Source organism: Micromonospora noduli, from assembly GCF_003264365.1.
Taxonomy (GTDB): Bacteria; Actinomycetota; Actinomycetes; order Mycobacteriales; family Micromonosporaceae; genus Micromonospora; species Micromonospora noduli.
The window spans coordinates 18,118-42,300 of record NZ_PYAK01000018.1 but is presented as its reverse complement, the minus strand read 5'-3'; the positions used below and the strand labels follow the sequence as shown (position 1 = coordinate 42,300).

At 68.7% G+C, this 24,183-nt stretch carries 20 protein-coding genes and 2 pseudogenes; 14 read left to right on the top strand and 8 right to left on the bottom strand.

Annotation, left to right across the window (positions count from 1 at the left end; translation table 11 throughout):
• Positions 1-224: 224 nt before the first annotated feature.
• Positions 225-2,213 carry an acyl-CoA dehydrogenase family protein gene (locus GUI43_RS16140; RefSeq protein WP_112699147.1) on the top strand — a complete coding sequence of 663 codons (1,989 nt, stop codon included), beginning with the start codon at positions 225-227 and terminating at the stop codon, positions 2,211-2,213.
• A 350-nt stretch (positions 2,214-2,563) separates the two neighbouring features.
• On the opposite strand, the gene GUI43_RS16135 is transcribed toward GUI43_RS16140, so the two are convergent.
• Positions 2,564-3,427 (bottom strand): alpha/beta fold hydrolase, encoded by an 864-nt coding sequence (locus GUI43_RS16135; protein ID WP_112699146.1) that lies wholly within the window; start codon positions 3,425-3,427, stop codon positions 2,564-2,566.
• 530 nt (positions 3,428-3,957) lie between these two features.
• On the opposite strand from GUI43_RS16135, the gene GUI43_RS16130 reads away from it, so the two are divergent.
• The 6 genes and pseudogenes from GUI43_RS16130 (at position 3,958) to GUI43_RS16105 (ending at position 10,102) form a co-directional block, all read left to right on the top strand.
• Positions 3,958-4,314 (top strand): PadR family transcriptional regulator, encoded by a 357-nt coding sequence (locus GUI43_RS16130; protein ID WP_112583157.1) that lies wholly within the window; start codon positions 3,958-3,960, stop codon positions 4,312-4,314.
• Positions 4,311-5,267 carry a hypothetical protein gene (locus tag GUI43_RS16125; protein WP_112583156.1) on the top strand — a complete coding sequence of 319 codons (957 nt, stop codon included), beginning with the start codon at positions 4,311-4,313 and terminating at the stop codon, positions 5,265-5,267. Before GUI43_RS16130 ends, GUI43_RS16125 begins: the two co-directional genes overlap by 4 nt.
• 185 nt (positions 5,268-5,452) lie before the next feature.
• Positions 5,453-5,683, top strand: coding sequence for a hypothetical protein (locus GUI43_RS16120; protein WP_112583155.1), 231 nt, complete (start codon positions 5,453-5,455; stop codon positions 5,681-5,683).
• A gap of 704 nt (positions 5,684-6,387) precedes the next feature.
• Positions 6,388-7,881 (top strand): glucose-6-phosphate dehydrogenase, encoded by a 1,494-nt coding sequence (gene zwf, locus GUI43_RS16115; RefSeq protein WP_112583154.1) that lies wholly within the window; start codon positions 6,388-6,390, stop codon positions 7,879-7,881.
• A gap of 108 nt (positions 7,882-7,989) precedes the next feature.
• Positions 7,990-8,208, top strand: a pseudogene (locus tag GUI43_RS34605) (cupin); the annotation flags it as partial.
• 76 nt (positions 8,209-8,284) lie between these two features.
• Positions 8,285-10,102 (top strand): hypothetical protein, encoded by a 1,818-nt coding sequence (locus tag GUI43_RS16105; protein WP_146758773.1) that lies wholly within the window; start codon positions 8,285-8,287, stop codon positions 10,100-10,102.
• A 238-nt stretch (positions 10,103-10,340) separates the two neighbouring features.
• Here GUI43_RS16105 and GUI43_RS33890 read toward each other — a convergent pair whose 3' ends face one another.
• Together GUI43_RS33890 and GUI43_RS16100 are read right to left on the bottom strand one after the other, a co-directional pair.
• On the bottom strand, positions 10,341-10,514 hold the full coding sequence (locus GUI43_RS33890) for a hypothetical protein (protein ID WP_167457586.1): 174 nt from the start codon (positions 10,512-10,514) through the stop codon (positions 10,341-10,343).
• 287 nt (positions 10,515-10,801) lie between these two features.
• Positions 10,802-11,722 carry a fatty acid desaturase family protein gene (locus GUI43_RS16100; protein WP_244220362.1) on the bottom strand — a complete coding sequence of 307 codons (921 nt, stop codon included), beginning with the start codon at positions 11,720-11,722 and terminating at the stop codon, positions 10,802-10,804.
• Positions 11,723-12,111: 389 nt separating this feature from the next.
• On the opposite strand from GUI43_RS16100, the gene GUI43_RS16095 reads away from it, so the two are divergent.
• Positions 12,112-12,345, top strand: a complete 234-nt coding sequence (locus GUI43_RS16095; protein WP_112583151.1) for a hypothetical protein — start codon at positions 12,112-12,114, stop codon at positions 12,343-12,345.
• Between the two features lie 102 nt (positions 12,346-12,447).
• Entirely contained in the window at positions 12,448-12,825 is a 378-nt protein-coding gene (locus GUI43_RS16090; RefSeq protein ID WP_428842214.1) for a phage holin family protein, read from the top strand.
• 272 nt (positions 12,826-13,097) lie between these two features.
• On the opposite strand, the gene GUI43_RS16085 is transcribed toward GUI43_RS16090, so the two are convergent.
• On the bottom strand, positions 13,098-14,072 hold the full coding sequence (locus GUI43_RS16085; RefSeq protein ID WP_112583149.1) for a GlxA family transcriptional regulator: 975 nt from the start codon (positions 14,070-14,072) through the stop codon (positions 13,098-13,100).
• A gap of 146 nt (positions 14,073-14,218) precedes the next feature.
• On the opposite strand from GUI43_RS16085, the gene GUI43_RS16080 reads away from it, so the two are divergent.
• Positions 14,219-14,857 carry an HD domain-containing protein gene (locus GUI43_RS16080; RefSeq protein ID WP_112583148.1) on the top strand — a complete coding sequence of 213 codons (639 nt, stop codon included), beginning with the start codon at positions 14,219-14,221 and terminating at the stop codon, positions 14,855-14,857.
• Between the two features lie 56 nt (positions 14,858-14,913).
• Here GUI43_RS16080 and GUI43_RS34600 read toward each other — a convergent pair.
• From GUI43_RS34600 to GUI43_RS16065, 3 genes and pseudogenes are all read right to left on the bottom strand, one after another.
• Positions 14,914-15,060 (bottom strand): annotated as a pseudogene (locus GUI43_RS34600) (FtsK/SpoIIIE domain-containing protein); the annotation flags it as partial.
• A gap of 20 nt (positions 15,061-15,080) precedes the next feature.
• A complete protein-coding gene (locus GUI43_RS16070; RefSeq protein ID WP_112583147.1) occupies positions 15,081-15,383 on the bottom strand; it encodes a hypothetical protein in 303 nt (100 codons plus the stop codon).
• 24 nt (positions 15,384-15,407) lie between these two features.
• Positions 15,408-16,145 (bottom strand): SDR family oxidoreductase, encoded by a 738-nt coding sequence (locus GUI43_RS16065; protein ID WP_112583146.1) that lies wholly within the window; start codon positions 16,143-16,145, stop codon positions 15,408-15,410.
• 243 nt (positions 16,146-16,388) lie between these two features.
• On the opposite strand from GUI43_RS16065, the gene GUI43_RS16060 reads away from it, so the two are divergent.
• From GUI43_RS16060 to GUI43_RS33885, 4 genes are all read left to right on the top strand, one after another.
• On the top strand, positions 16,389-17,249 hold the full coding sequence (locus GUI43_RS16060) for a helix-turn-helix domain-containing protein (RefSeq protein ID WP_112583145.1): 861 nt from the start codon (positions 16,389-16,391) through the stop codon (positions 17,247-17,249).
• 1,078 nt (positions 17,250-18,327) lie between these two features.
• Complete coding sequence (locus GUI43_RS16055; RefSeq protein WP_146754536.1) at positions 18,328-19,575, top strand: ATP-grasp domain-containing protein; 1,248 nt, start codon at positions 18,328-18,330, stop codon at positions 19,573-19,575.
• Positions 19,572-20,783, top strand: coding sequence for an MFS transporter (locus GUI43_RS16050; RefSeq protein WP_112583143.1), 1,212 nt, complete (start codon positions 19,572-19,574; stop codon positions 20,781-20,783). The genes GUI43_RS16055 and GUI43_RS16050 overlap by 4 nt, the downstream gene beginning before the upstream one ends.
• A gap of 67 nt (positions 20,784-20,850) precedes the next feature.
• A complete protein-coding gene (locus GUI43_RS33885; protein ID WP_170158738.1) occupies positions 20,851-20,994 on the top strand; it encodes a hypothetical protein in 144 nt (47 codons plus the stop codon).
• Positions 20,995-21,120: 126 nt separating this feature from the next.
• Here GUI43_RS33885 and GUI43_RS16040 read toward each other — a convergent pair whose 3' ends face one another.
• Positions 21,121-23,949 carry an AfsR/SARP family transcriptional regulator gene (locus GUI43_RS16040; RefSeq protein WP_167457587.1) on the bottom strand — a complete coding sequence of 943 codons (2,829 nt, stop codon included), beginning with the start codon at positions 23,947-23,949 and terminating at the stop codon, positions 21,121-21,123.
• Between the last annotated feature and the right edge of the window lie 234 nt (positions 23,950-24,183).

The window sequence follows — 24,183 nt, the reverse complement described above, 5'->3', positions numbered from 1 at the left end:
AAAGGACGTCCCGGACTAGACGACGAAACGATGACGGTTGCTGCCCACTTTCGTGACGCTGGCCGTGCCCGTCCGTCCCAGACGGCGGGGGTGCGGCCAGCAGATCACCAACGCCGGAGGGGTGGCGCGGCGACGGTGGCACGGTCGCCGTCGGTGCTCACTGGCGCCGCTATCCTTGATCGAGTACGACCTGTACGCATATGTCCGCTAGCTGAGGGGGAACCGTGCCCGATCAGATCGACCTCGCTCGCCTGCGGGACGTGCTTGACGGACCGTGGGCCGCAGTCCGCAACGCGCACCGGGAGCACCTCGACGCGCGTTTCCTCCCGGTCTACGGCGAGACCGGTGACCAGGCACGGGAGCGGATCACCCGGTTGCTCACCGAACTCCCCGCCGAGCTCGGTATGGCGTCGGCCTTCCCCACCGAGTACGGCGGCAGCTCCGACGTCGGCGGCTCGATCATCGCCAGCGAGATGCTGGCGCAGGTAGACCTGTCACTGATGGTCAAGGCCGGAGTGCAGTGGGGCCTCTTCGGCGGCGCGGTCGCGGCCCTCGGCACCCGCCGCCACCATGACGCCTATCTCCGGGACATCGTCTCGGGCACAATCTTCGGCTGCTTCGCCATGACCGAGACCGGGCACGGCTCCGACGTCCAGCAGCTGCGCACCACCTGCACGTACGACCCGCAGACGCAGACTTTCGACCTGCACACCCCGCACGAGGCGGCCCGCAAGGACTACATCGGCAATGCCGCCCGGGACGGGCGGATGGCGGTGGTCTTCGCGCAGCTGATCACGAACGGCCGGCGGCACGGCGTACACGCGTGGTTGGTGCCGATCCGCGACGCGCAGGGCAACCCGCTGCCCGGCGTGCGCATCGGCGACGCCGGGCCCAAGGCCGGCCTGCTCGGCGTGGACAACGGGCGGCTCACCTTCGACCACGTACAGGTGCCGAGGGACATGCTGCTGGACCGCTACGGTCAGGTCGCACCGGACGGGACGTACTCCAGCCCGATCGAGAACGACTCCCGACGCTTCTTCACCATGCTCGGCACCCTGGTCCGCGGCCGGGTGAGCGTCGGCGGCGCCGCGTCGGCGGCCACCAAGTCGGCGCTGACGATCGCGGTGCGCTACGGCGACATCCGCCGCCAGTTCGGCACACCCGACGCCGACCGGGAGGTGCTGCTCAACGACTACCTGGCCCACCAGCGCAAGCTGCTGCCCGCCCTAGCCACCACGTACGCGCTGCACTTCGCCCAGACCGAGCTGGTCGCCGCCCTCAGTGAGGTGCAGGGCGGCGACGGGCCGGTCGACGAACACCGGCAACGGGAGCTGGAGTCCCGGGCCGCCGGTCTCAAGGCCGCGCAGACCTGGCATGCGACCCGCACCATCCAGATGTGCCGCGAGGCGTGCGGCGGCGCCGGCTACCTGGCCGAGAACCGGCTACCCAGCCTCAAGGCCGACACCGACGTCTTCACCACCTTCGAGGGCGACAACACGGTGCTGTTGCAGCTGGTGGCCAAGGGGCTGCTCACCGGCTACCGGGACGAGTTCGGCTCGCTGGACGGCTGGGGGCGCGCCTCCTTCGTCGCCGAGCAGGTCCGCGAGATGGTGCTCGAACGCACCGCCGCGCGGTCGCTCATTGAGCGGCTGATCAGCGCCGTACCCGGTCGCGACGACGAGGTCGCCGTCACCGACCGAGGCTGGCAGCTCAAGGTTTTCGAGGACCGCGAGAGGCACCTCCTCGACGGCGCGGTCCGCCGCCTGCGCAACGGCGCGGCCACCAAGAAGAACCGGCCCTTCGACATCTTCAACGACGTCCAGGACCACGTCCTCGCCGTCGCCGCCGCGCACATCGACCGGATCACCCTGGAGGCGTTCGTCGCCGGCATCGAAGACACCGCCGACACCGCGGTCCGGGCGCTACTCTCCCGCGTTTGTGACCTGTACGCGCTCAGCGTCATCGAGGCCAACAAGGGCTGGCTCCTGGAGCACGGCCGGCTCACACCGGCTCGCTCGAAGGCGATCACCGGCGTCGTGAACGGATTACTCAAAGAGCTACGCCCGCACATGCGGACGCTCGTCGACGGTTTCGCCATCCCGGACTCGTGGCTGCACGCCGCGATCCTGGGCGAGGAACCCCGCCGGCAGGAGACCATGACCGCTCACGACGCCGCCGGTGACCCGGAGGCAGTCCCCGCCCAGGCGGGATGACTCCACAGGTCGATCGCCACCAAACGTCACGCGGAGCTGCACCCTGTTGCCGCTTCCGCCCCGCTGAAGCTGCTCAGACGGGTCAACGACCGCCGCACAGACAACTCGATCGAGGAGAACGACCACCCCACATCAGGTCATGGCACCGGCATGTCGCCTCGGCCCCGTAACTCACCCCACCGCTACACCTTCACTCGCGAAGAGCCCGTTTGGTACGCGTAGGCCCTCAAGGCGATCGCGAGTGATCTGGACGGCGTCGTCGATCAGCGAGACGGCGGCAGATGCGCGCACCTGATCATGGGAGAAGACCCGTGGATAAGGCCCGGGTGGTGTCGTGTGGTGCCGGAGGCTCAGGACAGGAAGCGATGCAGGGCTGCGGTCAAGTCGTCCGGGTTCTCCTCGGCGACGTGGTGGCCGGACTCAATCGAGTGCCCGCGCAGATCGGGAGCCCACGGGCGCCAAACGGCTAGCGGGTCGCCGTACAGGTCTTCCATGTCGTCCCGTGTCGACCACAGCACGAGAGTCGGGCAGCGGACAGTACGACCGTCACGCCGGTCGGCTTCCTCGTGCGCCCGGTCAACGCCGAGGCCCGCCCGGTAGTCCTCCAGCATGGCCCGAACGGTGGCCGCATCGTGGATGGCCCGCAGGAACTCCTGGTAATTCGCGGCTCCCATGCTCTCGGGCCGGGCCTTACTGGCGTACCAAGCATCGGGGTCGGCCGCGATGGCTCGCTCTGGCTTGTCCGGCTGAGCAAAGAAGAACCAGTGGTACCAGTCATGGGCGAACTTCGCATCGCACCTGGCAAGAGCCTCACTGATGGGAACACCGTCGATGACCACCAACTGACTGACCGTGTCGGGATGATCAAGCGCCAGGCGCAACGCCACGTACGACCCACGGTCATGTCCGACCGTCGCGAACGTCGGGTGGCCCAGTTTCTCCATCAGCTGGACCAGATCCGCCGCAACCACCCGCTTGGACTGCTGCGAGTGATCCGGGAGGATCTGCGCCTTGCCGGACTGCCCATAGCCGCGCATGTCGGGACAGAAGACGGTGAACCCGCGACCAACCAGCTGCGGCGCGACGCGATGCCACGTCGACCCCGTACGCGGATGTCCGTGGATGAGGAGGACCGCGGGCCCGTGCCCCGCATACCGGACCCGGAGCTCCACCTCCCCGACATCGACCCGCTCGTCCTCGAAACCGTCAAACATGCGCGGAAAGTATCCAGGCCCCCGCCAAGAAAACATCTACTCACCGGCATGTGCGGACGTCGCGCTACTGCCTCCGCCAACGCCAACGCCAACGCTGACGCCTTCGGATTCGCCGAAGAGTTCACCAGCTCGAATTGCCTGGTCAGGACGTGGCCCGTGGGATCGGTGTCTCAGATGACGGACCCGCTCCGCGGGGAAACAGGACACCGCACCGACTCTGAGCTGCGGAAACGAGGAGCCGCAGGCAGGGGGGGGTGCCGCCTTGGTTGGCACCGGCGTTGGTTCCCGTAGCCGCATCGGTCGATCGTGAAGCACGCCCACAATCGCCACGCTGTGTCAGCGGCAGACCCGCGCGTACGCGGATCGCGGCTGGTAGCCAGTGACGAGCGAGCAGCTTGCCACGGCGCTGTCGAGTACTCGGTCGAGGCACGACGTGCCTCACCGTGCGGAGTCCGGCGTCGCTCGCCGCGCCCGCGAAGCGGAGAACTCGAGCTTGACCGATAGGTCGACCATCTGCTTATGTTGATGACATGACTAGACCCTCCACGCCGATGCGCGAACCCACATATTTCATCCTCGCCGCGTTGCAGGACGAACCGCTGCACGGCTACGCCATCGTCAAGCGCGCGCAGGAGTTGTCCGACGGGCGAGTGCGATTGACGACCGGCACGCTGTACGCCGCGCTGGACCGGCTCAACGGTGAGGAGATGGTGCGGGTGGCCGAGGAGACGGTGGTCAACGGTCGCGCCCGTCGCACGTACGAGCTGACCGAGCGTGGGTTGTCCGCACTGCACGAGGAGGCGGCGCGGCTGATCGCTGCGGCTCGGGTCGTTCGAGACCGCTCCGTACGGTCGACGGCGGCAACGGTTCGGACGGCGCCGGCATGACCGGCCTTGAGCGCCGCTACCGGTGGCTGCTGCGCGCGTACCCTCGGGCCTACCGGCAGTACCGCGCCGACGAGATGCTGGAAACGCTGCTGGTCGCAGGCGAGACGGACCGGAGGCACCCGAGGCTTCGGGAGTCCATCGCACTCGTGGTGGGTGGCCTGCGGGTCCGCTCCGGTGTAGCCCAACTCCGCTCCCGGGACGCCTTGCGATACTCCGCCCTGCGATCGACCGCACTGTCCCTGCTCGTGTGCGGCGTTGCCCTTACAGCCCTGCCCCTCACGTGGCGCTTATGGCTGCTATTGCCTGGTAATTCTGCCAGCTTCTTGTATGAGCGAAGCTCGGTCACGCCCGCATTGCTGCTTCTCGCGCTGGCCGCCGCAGTCTGGGCTCGCTACCGCCTCGCACTCCCCATAACCATTGGCGCCTTCGGCTGGGAGATCTGGTACTCCGCAGCGAATGACCTGAGGTACGCGGTAGAGCCATGGGCAAGGTACGACGATGCTTTGGGGCTCCGGACAGGTCTCTACCTGATCATGCAAATTTCTACGTGGGTATGCTTGTTGGCCCTGTTGACAATGGTGCCACTACTTCGAGCGCGCCAACCACGGGCCACTCGACCATGGACCTGGCTTCTCGGTGCCACGATGACCATAGCGGCCATAACGCCCAATCCGCTCAATGGCTGGGCAGACGGTTTGACCCTACCGGTCATCATGGCCGCCGGGCTGGTGGCAGCCCTCGTCGGCGCGGCGCTTGATGTGCGGGTATCGATCGCGGCCAGCGCGGTTCTTCTGACGCTAATGCTGCCTATGCTGGCCTATCAGCCGACCAATTGGACGCTCTACGGTTGGAACTCGAACCCGCGAAATGTGCTCCTCGAAGCCGTGGTCGGAGTTTTCGCCATCAACGTCGCGGTCAGCAGAATGGCCGCCCGCCGGCAAGTCACCCTATGACGGTGTGGTCGCTCTACACGGATGTGACTGCTGAGCCGAGCGTCCCTTGCGGACGCCGACGCCTGGCCAGCGACCGTTAGCCTCAGGCATTCCCGTGGCGAACTGGACGAAGGACTGGTCATTGATCGGTTTCCCGGCCACTCGTGCGGGTACCGCCGCTGGTCAGGACCGAGGAAGGGACGCCCATGGCCGAGTGGGAGCAGCGTGACGGAGAGCAGACCGGAGTGCCGCAGGACGAGGCGGCCCGTGACACCCGGGCGGTACAGGACGCCCACGGTGGCAGCATGGCGCCGGGGCTGGTCGACGACACCGGTCACCCGGTAGCGCAGGCGCCGGCCGACCGGTTGGCTGAGACCGAGGGCGCGGACAACCCGTTCGGACACGCCGAGGAGGTCATTGCAGAGGACGGGACCTAGGGAAACGTGGAGCCACAGGCGGGGTGGATGCAGTAAGCGCCGTTGGGCGCAGTTCACGGCCGTTCAGGGCACCCTGTTGCTTCCGACTCGCTCCCCCATCCGCAGTCTGCACCGGCCTGCCGGGCGCGATGCTCTGGCCACATGCGTGAAGCACGGGTGGCCCTGGTTGTTTCTCACCGCCGAAGCAGGCGGCGATATCGTGCCCCGCCGACAGCAGGGCGCTTCCGCAACGAGAGGCGACCAGACTTGTCGGGAGGACTTGTTCGTGGGCATGGGATTGAGCGGGCGTCGGCTGTCGGCTTAGGAACGGCACGCCCTATTGGATGATCCGACGACGGTGAGTTTTGCTGCTCTTCGGTGACCTCGACGCAGCATCCAAGGAACAAAGGCGCACGAGTGCTGGGAGACTCCCGACGTGCACCTGAACCCCGTAGCGCCGAGCACGAGAACCCCAGCGCCTGGTGTGGTGGTGGCAGCGTGTGTTACGTGAGCGGACCATCGTGGAGGACTACGCGATACGGCCTGGTGCTCGAATCGCCACCGAGTCGCCTACCCGTCAGCTCGGCATGCGACGCTCAAGCTCCGCGACCAACGGGCCACGCCGCGTGGCCCCCGGCTACTACCGCCCAAGCCCACACAGTTCCTGGCATGACAGAACGGCACCCCCCAACCCCACACCCCTTGTGCCCGGAGGAACGCAGACCATGGACCACGCATCTCAGCTCATCCAGGAGCGGAGTGCCCCGCCGGCCACGCTGGTGATCTTCGGTGCCTCCGGTGACCTGACCCGGCGTAAGCTGCTGCCCGCAATCGAGAGCCTGGCTCGGCACGAGCGGCTCCCGGACCAGTTCGCGTTGGTCGGCGTCGCGCGCACGTCGATGACCGACGAGCAGTTCGCCGAGAGCGCCCTCGGCGAACGCACCCTCGCCAGCAAGCGACAGCTCCAGGGCGGCGTGCGGTACGTGGCCGGCGGCTACGACGACCCGGAGACCTACAAGCGGCTCGTGGAGACCCTCGACGAGCTGGACGCACAGCGGGGCACGTCCGGCAACCGGCTCTTCTACCTGTCCACCCCGGCCGGGGCCTTCGAGCCGGTGATCAACGGACTGGCCGGTGTCGGGCTCAACCACCCACGCGACGGCTCCTTCTCCCGCCTGGTCATTGAGAAGCCGTACGGGCGCGACCTGGTCACGGCCCGCGAGCTCGACGGCGTCGTGCACAGCGCGTTCGAGGAGCACCAGGTCTTTCGTATCGATCACTATCTGGGCAAGGACACCGTCCAGAACGTGCTGGCGCTGCGCTTTGCGAACTCGATTTTCCAGCCCATCTGGGATCGCTCCTGGGTCGACCATGTGCAGATCACCGTCGCCGAGACCCTCGGCGTCGGCAGCCGCGGCGGCTTCTACGAGGACGCCGGCGCGATGCGGGACATCGTGCAGAACCACGTGCTTCAGGTCCTCGCGCTGGCACTGATGGAGCCACCGGCCTCATTCGAGGCTGAGGGCCTGCGCAACGAGAAGGTAAAGCTGCTGCAGGCGATCCGGCTCCCCACCGACCGGGACATCGCCGAGGCCGCGGTCCGGGGACAGTACACCCGGGGCGGCACGCGGGAGGAGCTGATGGCCGGCTACCGCGAGGAGGCCGGCGTCGACCCCCTGTCGCGGACAGAGACCTACGCCGCGATGCGGCTCAACGTGGACAACTGGCGCTGGGCCGGGGTGCCGTTCTACGTACGCACCGGCAAGCGCCTGCCGGCCCGGCTCACCGAGGTGGCACTGCAGTTCCAGAGGCCGCCGCACCTGCCGATCCCGACCGACCAGCTCACCGGCCTCGATGCTGACGCGCTGATCCTGCGGATCCAGCCTAACGAGGGCATCTCGCTGCGCTTCGGTGCCAAAGTGCCGGGCCACTCCTTCCGGGTCCGCACCGCCACGATGGAGTTCTCCTACGACCAGACGTTCGTGGAGGAGTCCCCGGAGGCGTACGAGCGTCTGCTCCTGGACGCGCTGATCGGTGACGCGTCGCTGTTCATCCGCAGCGACGAGGTGCAGCAGTGCTGGCGGATCGTCGACCCGATCATCGACAACTGGGCGAAGGACAACTCGCCGATCCCCACCTACGAGGCCGCCTCCTGGGGCCCGATCGATGCCGACCGGCTCATCGGCGGGCACGGCCGCAAGTGGCGCAACTCCGCGTGACCCTGCCACAACGAGTGGCACCGCGCTGCTGAGCCCGATCGCTTGGTCGCACCATCGACGCGCAGCGGTGGGTGGGGGCCGGCTCCCACCCACCGCTGCGCCGTACGCCGGCTGGAGCCGGGTGAGCGGCAGCCGCTGCCCGGCACGGCCACCCGTACCCGGTGGTGGCGATCCAGGACGCGAAGAACGTGGTGCAGGCCGTGGAGGCACCCGCGTCGACGCGGACGTACCCACCGTCGGCTCATCTATCGCGACGCGGACACCGTCCACATGCTCAGCAATGTGGGCAGCACCAGGTCCATGGCGCGCCTGGTCGAACTGAAGTAACCGCTGGCACGGTAGTCGGACACGAAAACCGGCATTCCGGAAAAACCACCGCATTAAGGTGCGTAACGTGCCGGACATGGTCTCTCGCACATGGCGTAACCTGTTGCTCACAGCGCTCGGGATGGGCATGCTCGCCGGTGCCGGTCAACTTGGCATCGCGTTCAGCTTCGGCATCGTCCAGCTCGCCGGCGCCTCCACCGGCGCCGCCGTCAACCAGTGGCCTGCCCAGCTCGTCTGGGTGGGCTGGTTCGCGGCACACGCCGCCGTAGCCGGCACCGTCGTCGCCGCGCGCCTGGCCCGCCGGTACGGGGTATTGGGGAGCACGGGCAGATTGGTGGCCGTCGCCGCCGCCGCCGCGCTGGGCGCCACCGTCGTGGCGCCGCTCTGCATCCGGCCAGCCCAGGCCGCCGAGCGCTTCTCTGTGGACCCGATCTGGGCCGTCGGCATCTGCGCGACCCTCGGCGCGCTGGTTGGCGCGGGTGCCGCGATCGCCGTACTGGTGAAGCCGCCGCTGGGTTGGAACATGGCCGCAGTGGGCGGCGTGGTTTGGTTGCTGGCGCTCGTCTCGGTCGTCCCGTCGCTCGCAACCGCCGGGCCGTTGCCCGCCGTACGGCTCGGTGTGCTGGAGCCGGCCGGGCTCGACGCCGACGCGGCACACCGGCTGGCGATCCTGACTCTGCCGTCGGTGGCCCTGCTCATCGGCGCGACGACCGGCGGGCTGGCCCGCTGGCGCGGGCATCCGCCGCTGGTCAACGGCGTGACCGGCGCGGTCGGCACCGTGCTGGTCGCGTTCACCTATCTGACCGCCGGTCCCGGCGACGCCGTCGACCGGTACCAGATCACGCCGTACTACGCGGCGCTGCTCGCCGTCGCCGCCGGTGTGCTCGGCTCGGCCGCCGCCGCGTCGTTCCGCTGGCCGTTCCTGCCGCGCACCGCCGAAGCACGGGTCGCCGAGTCAACCGACATTCTCCGTCCACTGGCCGCCGGTCCCGCCGTGCGACAGGCCATGAGGCCGGCCGTTGGTGGTACGACCGACGAGCCGGAGCCCGTCGACCTGGCCGGCACGGGGCCGGTCGCCGGCGCGACCGCAGCGAAGCTCCCGACCGCAGCCGAACCGCTGAGCCTCGGTGCACCGGCTGTTACCGCCGCATCGGCCGCACCCGCCGACCTCGCCACACCGACCGACCTCGACGACACCCCGGAGACATCGGAACCGGCCCCCGCGACGGCGGCCCACCTTCCCGCGGGACCTGGCGGGGACGGCTCCGGGACGGCGGAGGCCCCGGTCGACAACACCGAACCCGAAGGGATGCCGCCCGACGGGGCGCTCGTCGCCCCGGGGACCCTCCGGATGTACCAACCGCCGAAGACCGACCGGACGCGGGTTCAGGCGACCTGGCCGGTCGTTCCGGCACGGCGGGTGCCGCCCTCGGCCGAGCCCGCTCCCGGCGGCGAGGCGACCCAGTCAGCCGGCACGCAAGAGAGGCCCGAACCGGCGCCTCCACCTCGGCACCGGCCGCCCCTGCCCAACCTGAGCCGGGCCGCGAACTGGGACGCCCTCGCGACCGCCCGGCGCGCCGGGCCCCCGCCCACGACCGATGCCGTGCCGGCCCGCCCCGCCGGGACCGACCCGGTCCCCGCGCCAGCCGACCCGGCATCCGTCGTCGAGGCGGGACGGGCAAGCGGGCGGCTGGGCCTGTTCCGACGCAACAAGTCCCGGGCCGACGGGGACGGCGCGGGCACCCCGGCCGACGGCGAGCCGCTGCCGAGGCAGGATGCGGAGTTCGTCGACTGGGTGACCCGGCTGGGCAATCCGGTGGCGGACAACGAGCCGGATCAGGAAGGCGGTCGCCGGTCACTCCGCTCCACCGGCAGCCACCACAGCGACCGTTAGGAGTTCTTATCTCCAGCCACACCTGGTGGAGTTGGAGTCTCGCTCGCTCAGGACGCTGCCCGTGGGATCGGTGTCTCGAATGACGGAGCTGCGGCAGACCCCAGCGAGGCTCACCCGCAACGCTCCACATCGGTCTGCAGCGCGTATGCGGATTCGGTAGGCGGCGCCCCGACGTCTTGCGCGCCGTCGGCGCCGGCATCGGCGGTCGGGCTGGTGTCGCGCTCGATCGCGGACCGATCTATGCCGGCTCGCGCACGCCGCCGGCGTTGCCACCGTCGTCTGGCATCGGTTCGGCCGGGGCTTCGGGCAGCTCGTCCGGCGCGCCAGGCAGAAGGACGCCCGCGTCGTCGGGCACCGGTTCACGCGGGTCGATGGGCGGATACTGTTCGGGGTCGAGATCCGGTCCAGTCATCAGGCGAGTATCCGTCGTCTTCCGGACTGCCGCTCGTCGGGCCCGCGAGCCGGGCGGCCTTCCCCTCGCCCTAGGCGACTGGCGGCACTGATCCGTCGGCTGCCTGTCACCTCGGGCGGTGCTCATCGGCGTCGGCCTGAGCCCACTCCGGCGTCCACGTCAACCGCGCTGTCGGCCCCACGGGGCTAGCTACTCCTCGCGGTCATACTGCTCATCATGGTCACGCGGTGGCCGAGTCCCCGGCGGACGGGGCCTTGGTCGGTGACCAGGGCGTGCGAGGCCCAGACTCAGTCGTTGTCCCGGCGGGTCGCTCCGGTCCCGATCACGCGCAGGTGCGCCAGCCCCTGCGACCAAGACTGGATCAGAGTGGTCTCGTGGTAGGCGATGCCATAGTCGGCGCAGAATTGGCGGATCAGTGGCTGGGCGTGGCGCAAGTTCGGTCGAGGCATGCTGGGGAACAGGTGATGTTCGATCTGGTAATTGAGCCCGCCGAGTAGTACGTCGAGGATCCGGCCGCCGCGCACATTGCGGGAGGTGAGGACCTGCCGGCGTAGGTAGTCGAGGTCGTCGGCCTCGCTCAGGATGGGCATCCCCTTGTGGTTCGGGGCGAAGGAGCTACCCAGGTAGAGGCCGAAGAGTGCCTGGTTGACCAGGATGAACACGATCGCCTGCGGAACGCTCAGGACAAGGAATACGGCTGCGAGGTAGCCGGCGAAGTGCAGGACGAGCAGGCCGGCCTCCGCAGGTCGGTGCCTGAGTCCGCCGCGACTGACGACCGCCCGGACGCCGGCGGCGTGCAGATGCAGACCCTCCAGCATCAGCAGGGGAAAGAACAGCGCCGCTTGGTGTCGGACGAACAACGCCCGCAGGCCGCGCTGCGTCGCGACCTGGCCCGGGGTGAATGACAGTGGAGCCACGACAATGTCGGGGTCGCGGCCTTCGGTGTTCGGGTGGGCGTGGTGGCGGTTGTGCTTGTCGACCCACCACCCGTAGCTGATCCCGGTCATCAGGTTTGCACAGACCATGCCAAGCACGTCGTTCGCCCGGCGGGATCGGAAAATCTGTCGATGCCCGGCGTCGTGACCGAGAAACGCCAGTTGCGCGAGCAGCACCGCGACCCCGACCGCGGTAGCCGTCTGCCACCACGAAGACCCGAGCCGGACGAACACCACGCCCATCAGCACGAGACAACCCAGCAGAACCGTCACCCGGGCCGCGTACCGGCCGGGCTGCCGATCGAGGAAACCCGCGCCTCGGACCAGGCGAGACAGCTCGGCGTACGCACTGCCACGGTCACTACGGGCGCCAAGATCTACATTACTCACTCTCGCCACTCCCTGTACGACCGCCAGTTCAGGTTAGGGGTCTGCCAGCAGCGCGAGCGGGCAGGCACACGACCCATTCGGGGTGCGACAGACCCAAGCCGCATGGTTCCAGTCTCACTCAAAGCCGCGTCTCGCAGGAGCAAACGTCAGCTCACAGCAATCACGACGGAAGCACCGTTCACCTCCATGCAAATCCGCCGATAAAAGCCTGACCTTCGCCGACGAGTCCGACAATCAGGTCGGTGAGGTCACGTCGGATTCAGGGGGCTGTCATGGCGCGCAAGAGGAAATCCATCGCACGGCAAACGCTCATCCTTGCCTTCGCGGCTGGAGCGATGACCGGAGCGGCGAGCATGCTCACGCTCCGAGGTCGCCGCCAGGATGGTGACTTCCGGGCGGCTGACGTCACGAGCCAGCTCGACGACGCACTCGCACCGTCGCTTGACAGGCGTATCGACGCCTCGGCGCAGGGACCAAAGGGCATGCCCGCCGCGCAGCAGCACTGACCCAGGCAGCGCCTGGATCACCCCCTCCGCGAGAAGCTGATGCCAGAACGACCCAGCGGCAACCCCGGCACCCCGTCTGCTGACACGCCGGTCGCCGAGTTGGTGCAGCGTGCCACCGATCAGATCACCCGGCTGGTGCGCGACGAATTGACGATGGCGCGGGCGGAAATGACTGCCAAGGGCAAACGCGCGGGCATCGGCGCCGGGCTGCTCGGCGGCGGCGCGATGCTCGGAATCTTCGCCGGCGCGACCGCCGTCGCCACGATCGTTCTGACCCTGGCCGCGATCATGCCCGACGCCGTGGCCACCCTGATCGCGCAGACCACCGGCAAGGCCGAGTCCACCCTGATCACCTCCGCTCGCGCCGCCACCACCAAAATCGGCAGCTTGGTTCGCACGAAATCCGTGCCAGTCCTCGCCGCCACCGGCACTGCGGCAGCCCTCGCGGTCGTTGCCTCCCGCCGTCGCCGGTTCCGGTAGACAGTTCGGCTGAGTGCCGCGACCCGCCTGGTCGGGCTGAACCTCCCCCGGCGGCAGGCCAACGGCAGCCACGTCGGCGTCACCGACACCACCCGACCTGGCACCGCTCGCCCCACCCGCGCCGGTCCGATCGCCCTACCTCTTCGGACGCTCCGCACAGGCGGTCATCCGGACCAGAACCTCGCCGGGCCCGGGGGTGGGCACATCCGGGCGTCTGGTCGTCGGTGGGTCGATCCGATCGGGCCCGACCCAGCGGGACCCGGTCTGCGGAATCACCAGGCGGTGGTGGTTGTGGTCCGGAACCGGCGCTGGTAGACCGACGGCGGGATGCCGTACGACGCGGTGAAGGCCCGCCGCAGCGTTTCGTCGCTGCCGAACCCACTGCGCCGGGCCGCCTCGGTGACTGTGCCGCCCCGCTCCAGCAGCGCGCGGGCCGCCTCGACCCGGGCAAGTTCCAGGTAGCGCGCCGGGGTGAGCCCGAACTCCTGTTGGAATAGGCGGCGCAGGTGGCGGGGGGTCACCGTCGCATCGTGCGCCATCGCCTCGATCGGATACGCCCGGGCCGGGTCGGTGGCGACCCGGTCGGCAACCCGGCGTAGCCGCTGGTCGAGGGTCGGCGGCAGGTCCTGCCGGACGGAGAACTGGGACTGCCCACCCGGCCGCTGCATGAACACCACGAGTTCCCGGGCGACCTCGCGGGCCAGGTCGGCACCGTGGTCCTCCTCGACCAGTGCGAGGGCGAGGTCGATCCCGGCGGTGACCCCGGCGCTGGTGGCGAATCGGCCGGAGCGGACGTGGATGGCGTCCGGACGGACCTCAATCTCCGGGAATTCGGCCTGTAGACGGCCGGCGTGCCGCCAGTGGGTGGTGGCCGGGTGGCCGGCGAGCCAACCGGTCCGGGCCAGCACGAACGCGCCGGTACAGACGGCGGCGAGCCGGGTCGGCGGCGCGATCAGTGGACCCAACCGGGCACGTAGGTCCTCGGCGTCGGGCAGCGCGGTCAGGTCTTCGGCGCCGGTCAGCACGAGCGTGTCCAGCGGCGTGGACTCGGCCACGGTGGTGTCGGCGGACAAGCGAACTCCGGACGCGGTACGCACCGAATCCGACCGCCAGCCGAGCAGGGCCACCGCATAGTCGGCACCGCGCCGGGTAGCTCCGCTGAAGACGTCCACCGGTCCGGAGACGTCGAGTAGCTGTACCCCGTCGAAGACGAGCACGCCGACCCGGTGTGACCGCCCTCGGCTCATCCGACCCGCTCCCTCCAGCCGATCTGATGTCCGTATCTGTGGGATGGCTGTCCTTCTGGACATGGTCCGGCCGAGTCTAGCCCGGCAGCATCGGTGGCGAGCCTCAGCACCAGTAGAAACCTCCGTAGGAACAGGATGAGCACACCATGGCCGAAACCATCGCCGGGATCACCATCCCGGACACCCCGCTCGTGGCTGCCGCGACGGACCTCGTCCGGGCAGCCACCAACGACCTGTTGTTCCGGCACAGCCGCCGGGTGTTCCTGTTCGGCGCGCTTCAGGGTGAGCGGCGTGGTCTGAGCCCCGACCTCGAACTGCTGTACGTCGGTGCCATGTTCCACGATCTCGGCCTGACCGAGCGGTACGGCAGCACCGACCTGCGGTTCGAGGTCGATGGAGCACATGCCGCCGAGCGGTTCCTGCTCGACCATGGCCGACCTGCTCAGCAGGCCCGCAAGGTTTGGCTGGCCATCGCGTTGCACACCACGCCGGGGGTGCCGGAGTTCCTCGACCCGGAGATCGCACTGGTTACCGCGGGAGTGGAGACCGACGTGCTGGGCATCGGTTACCGCGACCTTGATCCGGAACGGATCGCCGAGGTCATCGCCGCCCATCCGCGCCCCGACTTCAAGCGGCAGATCCTGGCCGCCTTCAACCAGGGCAACAGGCACCGCCCGCAGACGACGTTCGGCAACGTCAACGCGGACGTGCTCGCCCACTTCGACCCGAACTTCGTCCGGGACGACTTCGTGGAGATCATCCTGCGCAGCGACTGGCCGGAGTGACGGTCCGCTCGGAGGGAATCTCCGCTCGGGATGGCCGACCTGTCCGCTGTCGGACGCTCGGCGGCCGCCGGGTTCAAGTCGTCGATGTGCCGGACCCCGTTGGCGGCGGGCTCGTCATAGCGCATGTCCATCTCGCGCGCGACCCAGTCCAGCGAGTCGGCCGCCTTCTTCGCGTTGGTCACAATCGGGGTGGCCAGGTGTGGCGACCGTATGGGCACCGGGGTCAGCTGGTGTGTTGCAGCACCGGGACGATCCGGAAGTCGACCGTGGCGTGGTCGATGGTGGCGTGCACCGGGGAGCCGGCCATCTCGGTCATGATCCCCGAGGCGCTGCGCCGGCCGTCGGCGGCGGAGTCCCACGCGACGATGTCGGTGATCGTGCCGTCGTCGTCCTGCACGATCCGACGCCACCGGAAGCCGGGCTGCCGTCGCAGGTATTCGTTGATGTCGTCGTTGGCGTTGACGAAGTCGGCGCCGGTGAGGCCGGAGACGAGCCGGAACGTCGTCATCTCGAGTGCTTCGCTCATGGGTGCCCTCCTCGTGGTGTGCGGTCAGCCCTGCACGGTGGACCGCATGATGATCTCGTTGACGTCGACGCTGTCGGGCTGGGTGATGGCGTAGGCGATCACGTCGGCGACTGCCGAGGCAGGCATTCCCAGCTCCTCGGCCGCCGCGTGGGCGGCAGCACGCACCTGAGGGTCGCCTCCCCGCTCAGTGAGTTCCGAGTGGGTGTAGCCGGGGCTCACCAGGGTTACCCGGACGTCCCGGCTCTCCTGGCGCAGCCCTTCGGTAAGCGCCCGGACCGCGTACTTGGTGGCGCAGTAGACCGCGGCCGTCGGGTCGACGCGGTACCCGGCGGTAGAGCCGATGTTGATGATGTGCCCTGCGCCGCGGGCCCGCATCAGCGGCAGTGCGGCGGCGATGCCGTTCAGGGTCCCGCGCAGGTTCACCTCGACCATCTGGTCCCACTCGTCGACCCGCAGCGCGTCGAGGGTCGACAGGGCCATCACGCCGGCGTTGTTGACCAGTACGTCGATGCGGCCGTGCCGGTTGTGGGCGCTCTCGACGAAGGAGAGCACGCTGTCACGGCTCGTGACGTCGAGCTCGTGGTGCTCGGCGGTGCCACCGGCGGCGCGCAGTTCGTCGACGAGTGCGGCGAGCCGGTCGACGCGCCGGGCACCCAGCACGACGTGATGGCCGTCGGCGGCCAGCCGGCGGGCGGTTGCCGCACCGATACCACTGCTCGCACCGGTGATGAGAATGATCTTCGAGCCGGAACTGTCTCCCATTGATCCTCCTGTTGTGCTTCGGGCCTGCGGCCAAGCGCCGCTGCTCAACGATCCGGCCGGTACGCGGGCCCGGGAAGGGCGAGGTTTCCTGGGTGCGCGACACCCTGGCACCACGTACGTTTCATTCGAGTCGGGGCGCTCTGTCCCGTACGCCTCGACCTGCGGATCGGGCGATTCAGCGGACGGGCCAGCAAAGCCGGCAGCTGGCCGGGGATCTCAGCCAGGAGCCTTAGGCTGGTCGACATGCCCGATTCAAACCGGCTCGGGGAATTCCTTCGGGCCAACCGCGCCCGAGTGGACCCGAAAGAGGCCGGACTGCACGGGGGCGGCGACCGCCGGGTACCGGGGCTGCGCCGCGAGGAGATCGCAGTCCTGGCCGGGGTGAGCGCCGACTACTATGCCCGCCTCGAGCAGGGTCGGGAGCGCAACCCCTCGGCGCAGTTGCTCGACGCGATCGGCCGGGCCCTGCGCCTCGACCCGGACGCGCGCGGCCATCTCTTCCGGCTCGCCGGGCTCCACCCTCGCCTCGGCCCGGACAACACCCGGGACTCCGTCCACCCCGCCCTGCTGCGGCTGCTGGACGCCTTTCCCACCTCCGCCGCCTACGTGCTCAGTCCAGCGTTCCAAGTGCTGGCCACCAACAGCGTGGCGGCTGCCCTGCTGTCTCCGTTCACGGGCCCGACCAACATGGTCCGGGTGCTGTTCGAGCATCCGCAGGCCCGCACCGTCTTCCCAGACTGGCCGGCCCTGACCGAGAACGTCGTACACGCCCTACGACTCAACGCCGACCTCTTCCCGGAAGATCCCCAGATCCGGGCGCTCGTAACTGACATGCGACGGGACTCGCCGGAGTTCGGCGCCCTCTGGGCGGACCAGACCGTGCAGAGCCTGACCCGCATGTTCAAGGTCATACACCACCCCGAGGCAGGGCGGGTCGAGCTGACGTACCAGACCTTTGACGTCCGGGATGCTCCCGGTCAGCAACTGTTGGTCGGCACGCCTGAGCCGGGCAGCCGCAGCGCCGAGGCCCTGGCCGCTCTGACAGCACCGGATCGGGAGGTCGCTGGCCAGCCCCCGGGGGGTGGTCAGCCACCCAAGAGCTGATGGCAGCCGCAGCACTTCATCCGCCGACGCGCGTGCTCGCGGGCCGGCGGGAGTCACCTCCAGTCCCGCCCACGCCGACCGCCAACACGTCCCATCATTCGCCCCCACGTCATCGTGGGTACGAAAGAGGCCGTGTCGGGCGGAGATCCGCGACAACGAATCAACCCCAGGCTCGTGGCACCAGTGGCGCTCAATCCAGCCAGCGAGGGAGGTCACTGACTCCCTCGCCGCCCGCAGCACCTCCGCCCCGCGCTTACCCCCCGCCTACTCAAACCTGAGAGCATGCGGCATACGATCACGCCTACGGATGGTCAGAGTGACGACCAGGCCTGTTCAGGTAAGAGAGTCGGCCACTGTCGACTTGCCGCAGAGCGCGGATGCGGTGTGGTCGTTCATGTGGGATCCGGCATCCTGTCTCAAGCTCTTCGACAAGGCGGAAGTAGCCGTGTCTCTCCCAGGCCGGGAGGGAATCGGCGAGATTCAGGCTGTCGTGGAGCGGGCTGCAGGCGGGCGAGTGGGTGTGCTTCACGAGGTGGTCGAGCTCGATCATGGCCATCGTGCCGTGACCCGTAGCCTTGTCTCCTGGTGTCCTAGCTGGGGGGCAGTCACCGTCGAGGCGCTCGGGCCTGAATCATGTCGTCTCACTCAGGAGTTCTGGGCAGATGTTCCGGCGGGAGTCCCGCCAGCAACGGAGAAACACATGCGCGACGAGTTCCGGCAGCGGCTCGAACCGATGATGCAACGGCTAGCTGAGTGGGCAGCTGGTCGACTCAGATAATCCCGACGTGCGATGAAGGCATCACCCGATCTCGAGGTTCAGGACGTGCCTGCTACGTACCGCATACCCCCTGTTCGGACGTCGCGATGACCTGACGCCGACGAGCGGGCAGCCCGGACTGCGCAGGTGCTTGGCTCAGCTGACTATGGGGCATACGTTGCCACACCGTAACTGGGTAGGTCTTCGGGCCGGTTCGAGTGTCTGTTGTGGAGACTGGTAGCTTGATCGGCTGTATCCGTCTGTCCAGCCGCCGCCGTCGTCGTATGACGATCGTTGTGCAGTTCAAGACTCGGAGGAACGGTGACATCAGTACTCATCGTTGAACCGGTATCTTCCGGCAACGAGCTCGTCGTCCGAGCCGCGGCCATGGGTTGGAACACCGTGGTGGCCAGCTTCGACGCCGAAGACCGAACTCTGACGGCGGCGACCAAGGATCTGGCATCCACCCTCGTCCAGGTAGATACGAATGACGTGCACGCCATCGTTGAAGCGGTTAGTCGCTCGCCTGTGGGGGCTGGACTCGATGGTGTCGTTGCGGGTTCGGAGTTTCACGTCGAGATCGCGGCCCAAGTTGCGGAGAAACTCGGTCTGCCGGGCCTGACCACCACCGATGTCGCGCTCGTTCGGAACAAGGCCAAAATGCGTGAGGCGCTGCAACGCGCCGGCGTCCGGTCGCCCCGGCACCGGGAGGTGGCCTCCCGCGCCGAGGCGGAGCTCGCGTGCGCGGCGCTGACGTTCCCGGTGGTGGTCAAACCGGTTGAGTCGTCAAGCAGCATCCACGTCTTGAAGGCGCGCGACACGGCCGAGGCTGTGCGGGCGTACGCCGCCATCGAGGCCGATGGCATGATCGACCTCGGCAGGCCGCTCGGTGACGAGGTCGTCATCGAGGAATACGTTTCCGGCGACGAATACAGCGCCGACGGATACGTTTGGCGCGGCGAGGTGCGCATTGCCGCAGTGACCAGGAAGCTCCTCGGCCCCGAGCCGACCTTTGTCGAGCTCGGTCACATCACACCCGCTCCTCTGGGACCGAACGATCTGGGCGCGATCGAGCGGTACGTCGGCCAGGTGGTCCGGGCGGTCGGGCTGGAAAACAGCGTGTTCCACTGCGAGATGCGTTTGTCGGCGAACGGACCGGTACTCATGGAGATCGCCGCACGACTGCCGGGAGACCAGATCGTGCACCTGGTAGCCGACGCCACAGGTGTGTCGATGGCGGACGCCGCCTTGTTGATGGCGGTCGGCGCGAACCCGGAGACCTGCCTCGACGAACACGCGGCATTCGGGGGGGCTGCGGGCATTCGCTTCGTGGACCCCGGCAGCATCACCGCCTACACGCGTATCGAGGGATGGGACGACGTGCCGCGCTACGCCGATGTCGTGGAGCGAAAGGTGCTGGTCCCCGCCGGCGAGCAGATTCCCTCGACCTATGAGGCCCTTCGGCGCGTGGCCTATATCCGCTATCGCGCTTCCGATCCAGACACCGCTTTGGCGGTCAACGAGCGACTGGGCCGGGAACTGCGACCAGTCGCAGCGTATTTGTCGTGAGTATCGCCAAGTATTATGCGATGCGGTTCGCCAGCTGGCTGTGCGACTACCTGGTCCTGTTCGCGGTGCCAGTGCTCGCCTACAGCGTGACCGCCGATGTGCGCTGGTCGGGCGCGGCGGTCTTCTTCCAGTGGGGACCGAGGCTCCTGGGACTGTCGGCAGCGATCCTGCGGCTCGACAACATACGGCAGCGGACCCTGATGGTCGTGGCGGATCTGACCAGGACCGCGACGGCGCTGGTGGCTGGGCTGATAATGGCGGTGTATCCCGGTGCGGTGCTGCCGGTGCTGATGATATTCGCGATGGTCGTGGGCCTCTGCTTCGAATTGACCTTCGTCGGGGGCGAGAAGATCGGACTGTACTTGGTCCGCCCCGAGGGACAGGAGCGATTCCAATCGCAGCTGACCGCCTTCGAGCAGGCGGCGATGGTCCTGGGGCCGGCGGCGGCGGGTGTGGTGCTGTCGTTCCCACCGCCGGTGCTGATGTTCGTGGCGGCGGGTCTGTTCGGGGTCTCGCTGCTGATGTCGATATCGGTCCCCTCGGGCGGCACGGCGCCCACTTCGACAGCGAAGCGCACCCTGCGCGCGACCGTACGCATTGCGCTCGAGGACCCCGTCCTGCGCCGGATCGTGCTGGTCACCATGGGCCTGAATTACGTGCTCGCGCTGATCAACGGGGCTGCGCCCCAGATCGCGTTCGGAACGTTCGGGACAAGCAGCAGTGAGCTGGGCCTGATGTACGCGGCGAGCAGCGTGCCGGCCATCATCGGCCTGTTGGTCTTCCACCGGCTGACCTCGCGTGTGTCGCTGTCGACGATCGGGGTCGCTGTCGCGGTGGGGATGTGCCTGGCCGCGTTGGGCGTCGCGGTGGCGGCCCGGCTTTGGGTTTTCGCTGGATGCCTCGGTGCGTTCCTGCTGCTCGACTCGTTCTTCAGCGTGTACATCAGGGTCGTCAGAGCGCGTCGGGTGCCACTGGAGAACTACGCGGCGACCGTGGGGCTTTTTGGCATGCTGCTGATTGTGCCGATGCCGCTCGCGGGGCTCACACTGGCCGCCGTCGGGAATCTCGTTGACCCAGCGGTGCTCATCTCGGCGTCTGCTGCGGCCGTGCTTATCGGCGCCGTCATCACATTACCGAGAGGGCGAGGCCTCCTAGTGGCCCCCGTCGCCCTGGGGGTAGGGACGACCCGCATCAATCACGATTCCTGAGCCAGCGACAATGGCCCCCGTTGGGCTGCTGCAAACTTCCGGACAGTGGTTGGAGCCCGGGAGCGGGGTGCGGCAGGTATGGGCCGCCTACTCCCCCGCGGCCCGCCACGGCGCCGAGGTGACCCACACCCTGAACAAGGGACTGACGTCGTTGCGGGCGCACGAGGAGTACCTGAAGGGCCTCGGCCAACCCGACTTCGACCACGAGTAGTTTTTGGAACAGCTGGCCCGGGAGGCCGGCAACCGGATGGGCTGCCGGTTCGCCGTCGCTTTCGCGGTCATCACCATCACCGGGTGACCTGCTCGGCCGACCGGCCTACGCTGGCCGGCCGGACGATCAGCGCCGCGGGCCGATCCCGGATTGCGCCTGCTCGAGACCGGTCAGCCTTTCCCGCACCGTCTCGGCGTCGGGGTGGTTCAGCTCGTCGAGGATGACCACGGCCTGCTGCCAGCATTCCTTGGCACCCGCGAAGTCGCCCAGCGTCATGAGAGTGTTGCCGAGGTGGTGCTGGCTGTCGGCCTCGGCGTAACGGTTCGCGGCGTCCCGGTTCAACCTGATCGCCTCGCGGTAGCACTCGATCGCCTCGGCCGGATGGCGCAGCTGGTGGTTGATGTAGCCCAGGCTGTCCCAGGTCGCCGCCTGCCCAGACGGGTCGTCGAACTCCCGCAGCACCACCAGGGCCCGGCCGCAGTAGTCCTTGGCGGCCTCGTACTGCTCCAACATGGCCAGCGACCAGCCGACATTGTTGAGCGAGACCGCGTGCGCCAGCCGGTCGTTCGCGATCTCGGCCAGCATGAGGGCGGCCTGATCGTGGTCGAGCGCCTCGCGGTGGCGGCCCTGCCGCTCGAAGACGCGCGCCAGGGCCAGATGCGCCTGGGCCTGATCACTCGTCGAACCGACCTCGCAGGAGAGGTCGAGCGCCCTCCGGCTGTGCGTGTAAGCGTCGTCGTACCGGCCCAGCCAGGCATGGGCCACCCCGGTGCCGCGGTGCGCCTGACCCATGGCGCGCCGGTCGCCGAGCCGCCGGGCGGCGTCCAGGGCGAGCCGCTGCGTGTTGATCTGGTCCCGCCAATGGCCCTGGCGGTTGAAGTACTCCATCAGCGACCGAGCGAGGCTGCACAGGCTCGCGTCATGACCCTCGTCCCCGGCCCGGCGAACGATGTCGAGCAGCAACGCGTGCTCGGCGGTGAACCACTCCACCGCCTCCCGGGCCGTCGTGATACGGGGAAATCCGGCGTCCTGGCCCTCCCCAGCGTCCTGGGACAGATGCGGCTCGAGCAGTACGGCGGCGCGGCGTGACAAGGTCACGTAGTGGGTGAGCAGCCGGCGAACAGCGGCGGACCGCTCCTCCGCGCTGTCCACCGCGCGGACCAGGTCCATCGCGTAGCCCCGGAGCAACTCGTGCAAGGACAGCCGGGTCAGCTTGTGCTCGCTGACCATCTGGGCGTCCTTCAGCTCATTGAGCAACGTCCGCGTCGCGGGCAGGTCCAGCGCCGCGAGGTGGGCCACGGCCAGTTCGTCGATGTCCGGACCGGGCGAGAGCCCCAGCAGGCGGAACAGTCTCGCCGCGGCCGGGCTCAGCGTCCGGTAGGTCCACACGAATACGACGTGGACGTCCCTTTCGGCCTCGGCCGGCGGCCCGGCCGATCCAACGGCCGCGTCGAGCTCGTCGGCGAGCGTACGAAGGTCCAGGTCAGGGTGGGTCGCAGCGCGTGCGGCGACGAGGGCCAGGGCGAGCGGCAACCCGGCGCATCGGGCGATGAGCCGGTCGACGGCCGCGCTGTCCGCCGTGACCCGGGCGGCGCCCAGCCGGTTGGAGAGCACCCGCCTGGCCTCGTCGTACCGCAACGGGCCGACCGCGATGGGATGAGCGCCCTCGGTCGCCACGAGGCTGGGCAGCGCACGGCGGCTGGTGACCAGGACCAGGCAGTCGGGGGTGCCGGGCAACAGGGGCCTGACCTGGTCGACGTCACGCGCGTTGTCCAGAACCACGAGCATCCGGCGACCAGCGACGCAACTGCGGTACAACGCCGCCTGTGCCTCCAGGCTGACCGGGATGCTTTGCGGCGGCACCTGGAACGCGTCTAGGAACATGCGGGTGACCTCTTCCGGCCGCACCACCACGCCGCTCGGCTCGAAGCCCCGCAGGTTGACGTAGAGCTGCCCCTCCGGGAACTGCTGCGCCACCCGGTGTGCCCAGTGCACCGCCAGTGAGGTCTTGCCTGATCCAGCGGCACTCCAGAGCACGCACAGCGCGGGCTGCTTCTCCGCCTGGGAGGTTTCGAGGATGTCCGACAACTGGGCCATCTCCGATTCGCGGCCGGCGAACCCCCGGACGTCGATCGGCAGCTGTGCCGGGACGACCAGGGGCCGGCGCGGTGCGGGCCCGACGACGGCATGGGTCGGGCGCCGGGGCGGGATCCGGACCTGCGGTGCGAGAACGGCGTCACGGCTGATCGCCGGGCCGCTCCGTCCCATCCGGTCGCCCTGCAGGATCGCCTGCTGCACCTGCTGCAGCTCGGGGCCGGGCTCGATGCCGAGCGCCTCGACCATCTGCCGGCGCACGGCCGCGTAGCGGTCGAGGGCCTCGCTCGTGCGCCCAGCAGCGTACTGGGCCTGAATCAGCGTCGCCGCCAGGCTTTCCACCAGCGGATAGTCGTAGGCCAGCACGTTCAGCTCCGCGATGACCGCCTGGGGGTCCCCGATCGCCAGCTCCGTCCGGGCCCAGGCGACCACGGCGTCCAGCCGCTCCAGCGTCCACGCGTCCCGAGTGCGTTCCGCCCAGGCGCTGGTCAGGCCGGCCAGTGGCTCGCCGCGCCACAGAGCGACGGCTTGCCGGAGCAGTGCCCGTGCTTCGGCCTCGGAGCACAGCCGTCTGTCGGCCCGCTTCACCAGCCTGCGGAAACGGTGCAGGTCGATGTCGTCGGGCGCCATGTCGAGGCGGTAGCCCCCGGAGCCCAGCAGCAGGCGGGCCGGATTCCCGGATCTCGTGTCGATCATCTCCAGCGACCGCCGGATGCGGGTGATGTGACTGTGCAAGGTGCGCCGCGCCCGCTCGGGTGGCTCCTGGCCCCACACCCGCTCGACGAGCACGTCGGCCGGCACCGTCCGTCCGACCTCCACGGCCAGCGCGGCCAGAACCGTGCACTGCTGCGGTCTTCCCATCGACGACGGTCGACCCTGCGATCGACCTTCCACCGGCCCAAGAATCATCAAGCCCACAGTGCCCCCGTTGATCACCTAAGCCCGACAGCCAGCGGCTCAGGTCGCACCTCACCGTGTCGACACCGCTGTCAACTCGCCGTCAAGAAATCAGCCTACATCACTGACCATGCTTACCCAAGGCAGATGGAGGCGGGTCATGTATGTGCCTATATCACGGTGGTGCAACCAAGTTAC